This is a genomic window from Cellvibrio polysaccharolyticus, from assembly GCF_015182315.1.
GTDB lineage: Bacteria > Pseudomonadota > Gammaproteobacteria > Pseudomonadales > Cellvibrionaceae > Cellvibrio > Cellvibrio polysaccharolyticus.
In genome coordinates, this window is sequence record NZ_PRDL01000001.1 from 690,907 (window position 1) to 703,351 (window position 12,445).

Annotated in this window: 9 protein-coding genes; 6 read left to right on the top strand and 3 right to left on the bottom strand. The window is 51.5% G+C overall.

Annotated elements, in window-relative coordinates:
- Window positions 1-33: 33 nt before the first annotated feature.
- From C4F51_RS03145 to C4F51_RS03155, 3 genes are all read left to right on the top strand, one after another.
- Window positions 34-984 (top strand): glycoside hydrolase family 43 protein, encoded by a 951-nt coding sequence (locus C4F51_RS03145; protein ID WP_328701300.1) that lies wholly within the window; start codon window positions 34-36, stop codon window positions 982-984.
- 380 nt (window positions 985-1,364) lie between these two features.
- Entirely contained in the window at window positions 1,365-2,903 is a 1,539-nt protein-coding gene (locus C4F51_RS03150; protein ID WP_193907075.1) for a methyl-accepting chemotaxis protein, read from the top strand.
- Between the two features lie 31 nt (window positions 2,904-2,934).
- Window positions 2,935-3,231 (top strand): hypothetical protein, encoded by a 297-nt coding sequence (locus tag C4F51_RS03155; RefSeq protein ID WP_193907077.1) that lies wholly within the window; start codon window positions 2,935-2,937, stop codon window positions 3,229-3,231.
- 141 nt (window positions 3,232-3,372) lie between these two features.
- Here C4F51_RS03155 and C4F51_RS03160 read toward each other — a convergent pair whose 3' ends face one another.
- Window positions 3,373-5,616 carry a heavy metal translocating P-type ATPase gene (locus C4F51_RS03160; RefSeq protein WP_193907079.1) on the bottom strand — a complete coding sequence of 748 codons (2,244 nt, stop codon included), beginning with the start codon at window positions 5,614-5,616 and terminating at the stop codon, window positions 3,373-3,375.
- Window positions 5,617-6,003: 387 nt separating this feature from the next.
- On the opposite strand from C4F51_RS03160, the gene C4F51_RS03165 reads away from it, so the two are divergent.
- Window positions 6,004-9,441: a LamG-like jellyroll fold domain-containing protein gene (locus C4F51_RS03165; protein WP_193907081.1), complete on the top strand. Its 3,438-nt coding sequence runs from the start codon at window positions 6,004-6,006 to the stop codon at window positions 9,439-9,441.
- A gap of 111 nt (window positions 9,442-9,552) precedes the next feature.
- Here the strand turns inward: C4F51_RS03165 and C4F51_RS03170 are convergent, their stop codons facing one another.
- Both C4F51_RS03170 and C4F51_RS03175 read right to left on the bottom strand, forming a co-directional pair.
- Window positions 9,553-10,521 carry an endonuclease gene (locus C4F51_RS03170; RefSeq protein ID WP_193907083.1) on the bottom strand — a complete coding sequence of 323 codons (969 nt, stop codon included), beginning with the start codon at window positions 10,519-10,521 and terminating at the stop codon, window positions 9,553-9,555.
- A 95-nt stretch (window positions 10,522-10,616) separates the two neighbouring features.
- Window positions 10,617-10,904, bottom strand: a complete 288-nt coding sequence (locus C4F51_RS03175; RefSeq protein WP_193907085.1) for a hypothetical protein — start codon at window positions 10,902-10,904, stop codon at window positions 10,617-10,619.
- A 99-nt stretch (window positions 10,905-11,003) separates the two neighbouring features.
- Between C4F51_RS03175 and C4F51_RS03180 the strand changes: the two genes are divergently transcribed.
- Both C4F51_RS03180 and C4F51_RS03185 read left to right on the top strand, forming a co-directional pair.
- Entirely contained in the window at window positions 11,004-11,348 is a 345-nt protein-coding gene (locus tag C4F51_RS03180) for a metalloregulator ArsR/SmtB family transcription factor (RefSeq protein ID WP_193907087.1), read from the top strand.
- A gap of 89 nt (window positions 11,349-11,437) precedes the next feature.
- Complete coding sequence (locus C4F51_RS03185) at window positions 11,438-12,445, top strand: ArsJ-associated glyceraldehyde-3-phosphate dehydrogenase (RefSeq protein ID WP_193907090.1); 1,008 nt, start codon at window positions 11,438-11,440, stop codon at window positions 12,443-12,445.

The following is a 12,445-nucleotide window of genomic DNA, read 5'->3' on the forward strand; positions in this document are numbered from 1 at the left end:
TGTTTTATGATGTACAAATCTGGAGATACCCAAGTGACGACTTTATTAACCCCGTTAATTGAACAGCGTGCTGATCCGTTCATCTACAAGCACACCGACGGTTACTATTATTTTACTGCTTCGGTACCTGCTTACGATCGTATCGAACTGCGTCGTGCAACAACCATTGCTGGCCTTGCAACCGCTGAAACCGTGGATGCCTGGCACAAACCGGATACCGGCCCTTACAGCGAGCTGGTATGGGCGCCGGAGATTCATTTCAATCAGGGTGCCTGGTACGTTTACTTTGCCGCTGCGCCCAGTCGCGAGATCAAATTCAACCTGTTCCAGCATCGCATGTATGCGATTCGCAACACCTCTGCCAACCCGCTGGACGGTGAATGGGAATTTATGGGGCAGGTGGATAGCGGTATTGATACCTTCTGTCTGGATGCCACCACCTTTACTCACAAAGGTGTTCTCTATTATTTGTGGGCGCAAAAAGACAATGCCATTGAGGGCAACTCCAACCTTTACATTGCTCCAATGAGCACGCCCTGGCAGTTGGCCGGCGAACCGGTCATGTTGACCAAACCGGAACTGGATTGGGAGATTCGCGGCTTTTGGGTGAATGAAGGACCGTCGGTATTGCAGAAAAATGGGCGTATTTTTATCAGCTATTCGGCCAGCGCCACTGACGAAAACTACGCAATGGGCTTGTTGTGGGCCGACGAAGATGCCGATGTGATGGACCCGGCAAGCTGGACCAAGTCACCGCAACCGGTGCTGCAAACCTGTTACGAGCACGGCATTTACGGCCCGGGCCATAACAGCTTCACCTACGGCGAAGACGGCGAGACGGTGATGCTGGTTTACCATGCCCGCACCTACACCGAAATTGAAGGCGACCCGCTGTGGAATCCGGACCGTCATACCTTCGTGAAACCTCTGAAATGGGACGACCAGGGGATGCCGGTATTCGGCAAACCTTCTCTCATTGACTGATCTTTACCAAATTATTGCTGTTTCCGGCTAAGGAGTTTTCTCGCGCCGCCGATACTGTTTACAGGAAGCGTAAACAGTATCGGAATCAACACCTCTCCCCTCGCTGTTTACCCCCCTTCGCTGCGCTACTTTCCGTCCCACTTTACGTGTGAAGGATAAGTCACGCTTATTTCTGTTTGTTTTTTGAACAATTTTATAGCGTATTGTCATGGAAAGTTGCAAAAAGGGACGACAAGTTATAAAAATATAAAAAATTCTCAATAGTTGAATAATACGCCATAAAAGGCGTGCAAAATATCATCGGTCTGCTAGGCTACTCACCAAGAATGCAATTTAATACGCCATAACGTATGGTTGCACGACAAAATAAAGAGGTTTGTGTGAACAATTTATCACTTAAATGGAAAATTCTTCTCAGCGTCACATTGACCTGTGTGGCTGCCGTCATCGTCACCACTATCGTGACTGTTCGCTCCGGTCTGGTAACAACCGAAGAAACCATTCTCAACGACACGCGCACTCTGGCGCAGGTATTGGGCGGTGCCAGTGTGGGCGCCATGACCTTTGATGACAGCGCTACCGTCACCGCTTCCCTCAGCGCGCTGGGCGTAAGCCCGCGGGTAATGAACGCGGTGATTTATAACGGCAGCACACCCTTCGCGTGGTATGTGCGCGGCAGCCAAAGTAGTGAGTTGCCGGCCGATATTCCATCAAGCCCCAGAGAGCCGGGGTTGGCAGTTGTGGGCGGTGCTGTGGTGGTAACCGAGGCGATTGAATCGGAAGGTACGCGCATCGGCACTATTTCCATGCGCCTGGATATGACCGAGCTGGCCACCATTGTTGATGAAGCCATTTTGCACGCTCTTATCGTGGTGTTGATTATCAGCATTATTGCCGCCTCACTGGCTTACGCAGTGCAGTTGAGTATTGTGCGGCCGGTAAAAAATGTCGTCGCGGCACTGCGTGATATTGCCGAAGGTGAGGGGGATTTGACCCGCCGTCTGCCGATTAGCGGTAACGATGAAATTGCCGAGTTGTCGCGCTGCTTCAACACCTTTGTGGAGCGCTTGCACACCATCATTACCAGTGTTGCCGGCACCGCTCAGGAAGTGAGCAGTAACGCCGCGATGTTGTCGCGTCTGTCTCAGGAAAACGAGCGCGAAATCAAAACCCAGCAAGCTGAAATTCAGCAGGTTGTGGTGGCCGTGAAAGAAATGGCCAGTGTGGTACAGGACGTGACTTACAGCGTGACTGAAACTGCTGAAAAATCCTTGCAGGCCGATGACGCCGCTACGTCCGGTAAAACCCTGGTAGTCAATACCATGGAGCAAATCAAAAGCCTCTCCGGTGAAATCAAAACGGCCGCTGATGTTATTGATCGCCTGCGTAAGGAAACCGTCAGCATCGGTTCGGTGCTGGATGTTATTCGCGGTATTGCCGAGCAAACCAACCTGCTGGCATTGAACGCGGCTATTGAAGCGGCACGCGCCGGTGAACAGGGTCGCGGTTTTGCGGTAGTTGCCGATGAAGTACGCACCCTGGCTTCAAAAACCCAGAGTTCTACCACTGAAATTCGCGAGATGATCGAGCGTCTGCAATCCGGCTCCCACGAAGCGGTGGAGATGATGTCTTCCGGTACCAGCCAGGCCAACAGCGCGGTGGTACAAGCCAGTGATGCCAGCAGCGCCATTGAGCATATTACCGGTGTGGTCAGCGTAATTCGCGACCGTACCAACCAGATTGCTGCCGCCTCGGAGCAGCAAAGCGCAGCAACCCGTCAAATTGAAAACAATATTGACCGTATCTCGTCCGTCGCTACCAATACCGCGGAGAGTTCAAGTCGTATCACCAGTAATACCGGCAACCTTGCGGACATGGCAGCACGCATGGCTGAGCTGGTTGGCCGTTTCAGAATTTAACCCCGTTTATTTTTTTGTTGGAGGATGTAACATGAAAAAATTAGTGATGGCAGTGGCGGTAAGTTCTGCATGTTTGTTTTCCGGTGCGGCAATGGCCTGTACCAAACCAGATAACAAGCCGGACATTCCGGATGCGGCAACGGTAGTTACCGCGCAAATGGTTAAAGCCAACAACGATATGAAAGCCTACGTAAAAGCGGTTGAAGAATACGTAAAGTGCGCCAAGTTATCTCGTGCTGATGAAAAGCGTGAAGTGGATGACCTGAAAAAATTCGCTGAAGATTTCAACGTAGTCGTTCGTGCATTTAAAGCCAGAAGTGCGGGCTGATTACCAAGCCGCCAATAATATCGCAATGGTGTTTTACACGCGGTTGTGTAGACAAACGCGTTAGAAAAAGATGTGTTGTGATGGTTAAATAAAAAACCGGCCTTCGAAAGAAGCGCCGGTTTTTTATGGTTTCAATAAGGTTCAGCTTGTACGCAGCGGGCGCAAAAAATGCAGGCGGTTGGCATTCATCACCACTGTTACTGACGACAGTGCCATGGCCGCACCGGCAAACACCGGGCTTAACAAACTGCCGGTAAAGGGATAAAGCAAACCGGCGGCGATGGGAATACCAATCACGTTATAAATAAAGGCACCGAACAAATTTTGTTTGATGTTGGTCATGGTTGCCCGGGATACGTGAATCGCCTCCAGCAGCCCTTGCAGTTTGGTGGTTAGAAGGGTGACATCGGCACTTTCAATCGCGATGGCGGTACCAGCACCGATGGCAATACCTACGTCTGCCTGTGCCAATGCCGGGGCATCGTTGATACCGTCGCCCACCATGGCGGTTAGTCCCTGTTGCTGGTAGTGGCGAATGATATCCAGCTTTTGTTGTGGCAAGGCATCGCCGTGCACTTCGGTAATCCCCAATTGGCTGGCGATGTGATTAACCGTCAAGCGGTTGTCGCCGCTCAGCATAACGACCTGAATGCCCTGTTGTTGCAATTGCTGTACGGTTGCGGCGGCATCGTCTTTCAGGGTATCGGCAATCACCATCCAGCCGAGCAACTCTACCGGTTGCGCTGCCGTTTGTGCGGCAATAAAAACAACCGTTGCGCCACCTTGTTGGATTGTTTCAATGTGGCTTTGTTGTTCGGCAGATAAGGTCACACCCGTCTCGGCCATAAAGCTGCGGTTGCCAATAATAATCAACTCGCCATGCAGTGTTGCGCTTACGCCCTTGCCGGAGACTTCATCAAAATTGCTAACCGCCGGTGCATCAATCGCACGGGCTTTGGCGGCTTCTGCAATAGCCCAGGCAATATGATGCGCTGAACCTTTTTCCAGCGCGTAAGCGATAGCGAGTAATTCGTCTTCGGTTTTTTGCGAAACGGAATGCAACGACTGTAACGCCGGTTTACCGCGAGTCAGGGTGCCGGTTTTATCAAACACAACAGTCTTCAAGGTGGCCAGATGCTGCAAGGCATCGCCGTTGCGAATCAGTAAACCCGCTTGCGCCGCTTTGCCAACGCCGACCATTACCGACATCGGTGTGGCCAGCCCCAGTGCGCAGGGGCAAGCAATAATCAGCACCGTCATACCGCTCACCAGGGTGTAAGCAATACGCGGCTCGGGGCCGACAAAAAACCACAGGGTTGCTGCCAGCAGGGCAATCACAATCACCGTTGGCACAAACCAGGCGGCGATATTGTCGGCCATGCGCGCAATGGGTAATTTTGCCCCTTGCGCGGTTTGCACGGATTGAATAATGGCTGCGAGTAATGTGTTTTCACCCACTTGTGTGGCGATGTACCAGCCGCTGCCATTCTGATTCAAAGTACCGGCACTCAGAGCACTTCCCGGTTGTTTTTTTACCGGCATTGGCTCGCCGGTTAACATGGATTCATCAACCAGGGTTTCGCCTTCCTGTAATTCACCATCCACGACAAAGGCCTCGCCCGGGCGAATACGAATCAGGTCGCCAGTCACCAGATGTTCAACCGGAATTTCCAATTCCTTGCCGTTGCGTTTCACCCAGGCATTCGCCGGTTGCAGTGCTAATAACTTTTCAATGGCCTGGCTGGTGTTGCCACGCGCGCGCACTTCCAAAAAACGGCCGAGGTTAACGAAGCCGATGATCATCAAACTCGCTTCGTAATAAACGTGTCTGGCCGCATGAGGAAAGAGATCAGGAACCAGCACCACGATGGAAGAATACAGCCAGGCCGCACCGGTACCCAATGCGATCAGGCTATCCATATTGGCGTCTTTGTTTTTTGCCAGGCGCCAGGCGTTGATAAAGAAATGTCGTCCGGCAACGACCATCAGTGCCAGAGTCACTATGCCGATGCCGCCCCAGATGATTCGGTCTTGCTGGTCATGAATCATCATGTCCGCTAACACCATGCCGTAAAGCATCACCAGTGCACCGGGAACCAGCGCTATCAGGGTTTGCTGCATCAGTTGACGCAGTTCCTGCTGGCGCAACTGCGCATTTTTTTTCTGTTGTGCTTTGAGATCGACAATGACGGTAGCGCCGTAACCGACATCCAGCACCGCTTTGACCAGTTGCTCACCGGTAACGCTGCCACTGACCTGCGCAGTGCGGTCGGCGAAGTTGACGTTGGCTTGTTCCACCCCGAGCACCTGGTTCAGCGCACCTTCCACTTTGCGAACACAACCGGCGCAGGTAATACCGGTCAATTGCAAACGTATGTCAGACATGAAAAAAACTCCGGATCGCGGGAAATAATCCCCGAGTCTACTCCCTGTTACAAGTTCGCTGTCAAGGTATGGCCGGGCCGGGTGGAATCGGTGCGGCGCCGGTTGCGCAGGGTGAAAAGAAGTGCAGGCCAGGTATTTGCTCGGTAGCGCGAACAGCATCGCCTTTTTCATATTTCGAAAAGCCAATGGCGCATGGTACTTCCTGGCAGACTTTACTCCCCGGGAAGAGTATGACAGTATTTGAAGATAGTATTATTGTATTACATATTAATTCGGTAATACCTATAACGGCAATGCTTCGGTACAGGCTCCTGTGATCAGGTGGTGGTTGTGCCGGTCGAGCCGGACTCTGCGAATAATTAATAACAATACTGAGGATACATTCACATGAACCTAGCGAGCCTTGCGCTTGCCATGGGTGGTCTGCTCATTTTGAGCGGCTGCGGTGGCAGTAGCGACAACAAACAATCGTCTTCTTTTTCATCGGCCCTGTCGTCTTCCTCTTCTTCATCGAATTCTTCATCGGAACCGCCGGTGCAAAGCCCGCCGGAATTATCAGAGACTATTCCCTTCGATGGCGAGGGGCGTATTGCCTGGCAGGACATTGGCGTACACGATCCCTCTGTGGTGAAAGCCGGTGACCATTATTATATTTTCGGTTCGCATCTGGCCGCGGCCAAATCGGCAGACTTGCTGAACTGGGAATATATTTCCGTACTGTCGGCCAACGACCGCGTTGACGAAAGCCCGCTGTTCAATACTTACACCACTGAAATTGCTGAAGGCATTGCCTGGACGGATGGTTTTACCGGTAACTGGGCGGCCGATGTTATTCAGGCTCCTGATGGAAAATTCCGTTTTTACTACAACCATTGCGCACAAACCGAAGCAGATAATGGCGGCTGCTGGAATCGCTCTTACCTCGGCCTGGCAGAAGCCGATTCGGTAGAAGGCCCTTATGTCAACAAAGGGGTATTTTTACGCAGCGGGTATCGCACACCTGCCGAATTTGTCGCGCATCCGTTGGATAACGGCCAGACAAGCTGGAATGGTGCGGTTGATCCCAATGCCATTGACCCGGCTGCATTTTTTGATAAAAGCGGTGAACAGTGGATGGTTTACGGCTCTTATTCCGGCGGCATTTTTGTGCTGGCGATGGATAAAAATACCGGCATGCCGCAGCCGGGGCAGGGTTACGGCACCCGACTTTTAGGTGGCGACTTCCGGGCCATTGAAGGGGCGTATGTCATCTACAGCCCGGTGAGTGACTATTACTACCTGTTCTATTCGGTTGCCGGTTTTGCGGCGAACGACGGCTACAACATTCGCATCGCCCGTTCCAAAACACCACAAGGGCCTTATTATGACCCGGCAGGTAATGATGTCGCCGGCATTGGCGGTTTGGAAATCGGCGGCAAGCTGATGGGCGGGTTTGAGTTCACCCGCGAAGTGGGCGAAACGTCACCCGCCTGGGGGTATCAGGCACCGGGGCACAACTCGGCCTATTACGATGCTGTTAATGGTCGGCACTTGCTGATTACTCACACCCGCTTTCCGGTAAGCGCCACGCCGTATCCGGGCAATGCCGAAGCGCATGCTGTGCGCACCCATGAAATGTTTGTGAATAATCAGGGGTGGCTGGTTGCATCCCCGCAGCGCTATGTGCCGCTTGACGGCGAAAATCGGGTCGCGGTTGATCAAATTCCCGGTTATTACAAATTTATCAACCACGGCAAAGGCGTTAACAACACCGCGATAAAATCCGGCCATATTGCGCTTAATACCAATCGCACCGTAACCGGCTCGGAAACGGGTTCGTGGACGAGTGAAAACGATGACGCCATCAAATTGGAATTGGAATCCGGTGTTTATCATGGCGTGGTCAAATGGCAGTGGGATGACGGTTCGAAATCTCTCGTGCCCACTTTCTCTGCCATGTCGATGGCCGGTGAAACCGTCTGGGGCTCACGCACAACGGCTGCCAGTGCCACTTCCGAATCGCTCGCTGCTGTGATGGATGCACTGGAGATCAAAACGGAATTAACCGTGCTCGATGAAGAATATTCGCTGCCCACCGTTGGTAAAGATGGCACCGTCATTAGCTGGCAAAGCAGTGATGAATATTTTATTGCCGAAGATGGTTCGATATTTATTCCCACCCCGGATCTTGGTGACCGCACTGTCACGCTGACCGCCAATCTCTCTCTGAATGGAGCCACCGCCAGCAAAACCTTTACCGTTACGTTGAAAGCGCGCCCGGCCTTTCGCAATGCGATAGCCCATTATCGTTTTGATGGATCACTGATCGACTCGCTGGGTAATCACGGGGTGGCATTACCTACTGATAATAATTTGCTGAACGTCAATGCAACCGCTCCGGTTTACACCGCGGGTTATGCTGGCCAGGCCTTTGATTTTACCGGCGCTAATGGTATTCGTTTGCCCAATGACATTATCAAGTCCGGCGAATACACTGTGGCTTTCTGGATGAAAGCCGAATCGCTGACCGGTTACACACCGGCATTTTTCAGTGCTGCTGCTACCGACCAGTGGATCAGTTATCTACCGGGTAGTGCACCTCACTTTACCTCCACCTCGCTGGTATGGAGCAATGTGGCGGAGAACTGGGGGCAAATTATTCACAGCGCAACCGCGCCGTTGAATCAGTGGCAACATGTGGCGATTACTTACAGCAATGGCACCATGCGCCTGTATGTTGATGGCGCGCTCTCCGGCTCCATGCCGCGCCCTGATCTGTTCAGTAATGCCGAAGGGGTGTTTGCGCTCGGGGTTAATTACGGTTGGGATGTGCCGTTCAATGGTCAGATTGACGAGTTTATTGTGTACGACTATGCGCTCGGCAATCTCGATATTAATGGTGCGGTCATCAATAATCTGACTGATCCTGCACACTTCTCAAGCTTTATCAAAAACGCGCTGCAGCTGGGCGATGTTTCTGCGGTGCGTGAAAACTTTACCCTGCCGCGCGTCGGGCCGTTTGTCTCCGGAATCAGCTGGAGTTCGGATAACGAAGCCGTCCTGAAACCGGTCAATGGTACGGCGGTCGTTACCCAGCCGAGTGCGCAGGACGGTGATCAGATCGTCACACTTACCGCGACTATCGTCTACCAGGGTGTGGTCGATACCAAAACCTTTGACGTAACCGTGCGATCACTGGCGCCGGTCGAGTACAGTTTTGAAGGCAACCTTGCAGAACTGAAAGACGCTTACGGTGCGGGCACTATCACCGGCAATCGTATTGTGAACACCGGCGGTCATGTGAGTTATGTAGACGGTATTAAAGGTCTGGCGGTTCATCTCGATGGTACATCGGGTGTTCGTTTGCCGAATAATCTGGTGACAACCAACAGTTACGCCATTTCGCTGTGGTTGAAGCCTGATGCCTTTACCGATTACAGCACGGCTTTTTTTGCCGGTGCCAGCGCCGATGCCTGGATCAGTCTGGTTCCCTCCATGGCGGGCAGTAACAGAACGCGTTTATGGGCAAACATGGGCGCGTTTTATGATAACGGCGAACTGGGTTATCGAATTGCACCGCAGCAATGGACGCATATCGTGATGACCGTCGACGCTGATGCCAACGACACGCTCAGGATCTATATCAACGGTGAGTTGGCGTTAACCGCCGCAGGCGTACCGCGTGTATTTACGGTGGCAGGTGAAACGAATGAATTTGCGCTGGGGGTGAATTACTGGGATACACCCTTTGCCGGTGCCATTGATGAACTGAAAATTTTCGGCAGTGTTATTAATGCGCAAACGATCAGCGATTTATACCAGGAAGGTGCTGCTCTGGTGGAATAAAATGCCGGATTTCACTTTCGGATGTTCAGTCATTGCATGGTAAAAAGCGAGCCTCCCTGGAGACTCGCTTTTTGGTTTTCATAATATGCTATTTAAAAAAGGTTGTATTCATCAGTTTCTGCAATTTCCCGCTTTGCGAAAGCCCTGTTGCTGGGCGGCTTTTTCGCTGTCAAATACAACAATATTGCTTTCTTTCATGCTGTTGTAACCGGGGCAACCTGTGGCCAGGTGGTAAACTTTCGAATTCTTGTTGCCGCGAATTTTTCCGGCAGAAACTGTCGCGGGTGAATCCTTTTTGGTCGCCGTTTGCTTTGGTGAGACGACCGTTTTCAAACCTTCGCCCGATGGTTTGTAATCGCGCTGCCAGACTTTTTTGCCACTCACAAAACCATTTTCAATACCGGTAATGGCCATAATTTTTTCATGGCGCTGATGCTCGGCTTCCGATACCGGGTACATTTTGTCCCATGCCATAAACAATTGTTCCTGTTGCCGGCTCAGGTTGATGTTGTAGCGGTCATACATGTAAAAATTGATGCGGGCAATTTCACCGCGGATGGCTTCGCGGGGCTGAATAGCGCGTTGCTGAAAGTCAATGCGTACATCACAGACGCCGTATTGCGAGGGAGTGTCGGGCAACATGGCAAAACGGAAATTGGAGCGGTCGCCATTCACTTCACCGATGCTGGGCACCAGGTTGTGCATATCCGCTTCCATGATACGAAACACCGGGTCATTGGCGGTGCAGTTGGAGCGTCCGCCACTGCGCCAGCAGGCGCGTTGCTGACCAAAGGTATGCGCGGGGACAACGTGCTCCCACTCAATACGATTGGCGCGCTCACTGTTTTTGCGCACCTGATAGCCGCATTGTTTTAATTGCGGTGTGCCGGCGCTACCGCTGCGCCAACTGATTGCACAGTCACAATAAAAAGTGCGGGCGTCGTGATCGTATACCTGGCGTAACAGCGACTTGGCGTGGTTAAAACTGTTAGGGGGTTGGGCAACCGCAAGACAGGAAAAAACAACAAAAAAACATAACAGCAGAGCGCGGCCAAAGCCGCTGCGACGAGCAAAAAACATACAGCGATATCACAATACAGCAGGTGCAATCAGCCGTTACCGGTCATTCCATAATTGATCGCAACACCATGTGTCAGATAATTTCCGTTAAACCCTCAGCGGAAATTCAAGCGGGCATATTGAACGTTCTTGATACCAACAAGCAACCCCGGCATTAAGAGATGCCGGAAAATTTGCATCGTGTTAGTCACATTTTGAAGAATCTGCCGCAGTCTTTCGTTAGCTGTCACCTTGCTGACCCGGTATATCCTGGCGACTTCCGCAGGCGTCTTGAATGCCGGGCCAATTAATATCACAGGTGTCCCGATCCGAGCTGCCATAAGCGGGTTACAGCCGCTATACCGACGAATAGCTTGTTCTCCTCCACCTATCAGGATACGCATCGGGCCTCATGTCGAGAGGTGGCTTGGAAAAATTCTACTTGCCAACATATATGAAAATACATATATTCGATAAATCATATATGCAGGTTGATTTAACTTATGTTTGAGTTCACGCCCGATTCCCTCTGTAAAAGCCTCGCTGACCCGACTCGCACGCGCATTGCACTGCTGGTTGCACTTGAGGCAGAGCTGTGTGTGTGCGAACTCACCTGCGCGCTTGATGAAACCCAACCGAAAATTTCCCGCCACCTGGCGCTGCTGCGCCAGTCAGGTTTATTGGCCGACTACCGTAAAGGGCAGTGGGTGTATTACCGTTTGCATCCGGAGCTGCCAGGGTGGGTGATAAAAATCCTGAAAGTTATGCTGGCGGCCAATCAGGATTGGTTGGCAGAAAATCAGCTGCGTTTGGCCAGGATGGAAGACCGGCCGAACCGCTGCTGTTAACCCTGAGGGTCGAACCGGAATTTTTATTTTTATGCACCAGCACCAACCCTATATCAAAAAACGCTGAAAATTAAGCGGAGCCTATCTTTATGAAAAAAATCAAAGTTGGAATCAACGGTTTTGGTCGTATCGGACGCCTGGCGTTGCGTGCAAGCTGGAGTTGGCCGGAATTGGAGTTTGTAAAGCTCAATGACCCCTCGGGCGATGCAGCCACTTTTGCACATTTGTTGAAATTTGATTCGGTTCAAGGCACCTGGATACATGCTGTAGCTGCCACTGAAAATACATTATTGATTGATGAAAGAGCGATTGCTTTTACAAGCAACAAAACCATTGCCGATACTGATTGGTCTGCCTGTGACGTGGTCATTGAAGCCAGCGGGAAAATGAAAACGGTCGCTCTTCTGCAAGCTTATCGTGATCAGGGTGTTAAACATGTAGTGGTGAGCGCGCCTGTCAAAGAGGCGGGGGCGCTGAATATTGTGATGGGTGTTAATCAGCATTTATTTGATCCTGCCGAGCACTTTATTGTAACCGCCGCATCTTGCACCACTAATTGTTTGGCGCCTGTGGTTAAAGTGATTCACGAGAAAATAGGCATTAAACACGGGGCTATTACCACGATTCATAACCTCACCAACACCCAGTCTATTTTGGACCATCCGCATAAGGATCTGCGTCGCGCGCGTTCGTCCGGCTCCAATTTAATCCCGACCTCAACCGGCTCGGCTACCGCTATTGCGGAAATTTTCCCGGAACTGCGTGGCAAACTGAATGGTCATGCTGTGCGGGTACCGCTCGCCAATGCATCACTCACTGATTGCGTATTTGAAGTAAGTCGCGCAACCAGCGTGCAAGAGGTGAACGCATTGTTAAAGGTTGCAAGTGAGAATGAGCTAAAAGATATTCTCGGTTATGAAGAGCGCCCATTGGTTTCCACTGATTATTGCGGAGACCCGCGTTCATCCATTATTGATGCGTTGTCTACCATGGTGATTAATAACACTCAGGTAAAAATTTACGCCTGGTATGACAACGAATGGGGTTATGCCAACCGCACGGTTGAGTTGGCGAAGCTGGTCGGTTCAGCTGATTAA